This window comes from Domibacillus sp. 8LH, from assembly GCF_038806185.1.
GTDB lineage: Bacteria > Bacillota > Bacilli > Bacillales > Domibacillaceae > Domibacillus > Domibacillus indicus_A.
Map to the genome: position 1 here is coordinate 1 of NZ_JAVJNG010000131.1, position 273 is coordinate 273.

Annotated in this window: 1 protein-coding gene; it reads right to left on the reverse strand. The window is 38.8% G+C overall.

Annotated elements, in window-relative coordinates:
• The coding region (locus RG959_RS24130) for a hypothetical protein (protein WP_483298926.1) at positions 1 to 273 on the reverse strand (273 nt) is incomplete at both ends.

The following is a 273-nucleotide window of genomic DNA, read 5'->3' on the forward strand; positions in this document are numbered from 1 at the left end:
GATCAGGTTACTCTCTTTGAATTGGAATGAGAAGTCTTTACTAGTGCTAACAGTGTCTCCGAAAGTAACTTGCTCCCATTGTTTGGTACCAGTGTAAACGAATTTTCCTCCAGTTAATTGACTATTGGCGTGAAGGTCGGTTACTACATCATCAGATAAGGGTTGGTAAATTCCCTCAACAAAATTATCAAGTGGATAAGTCTCCAATGAAAAGGTTTGTAAGGTTGGGGGAATCACAAGGAGAGCAACTAAAAAGATTGTTGTAAATAGACG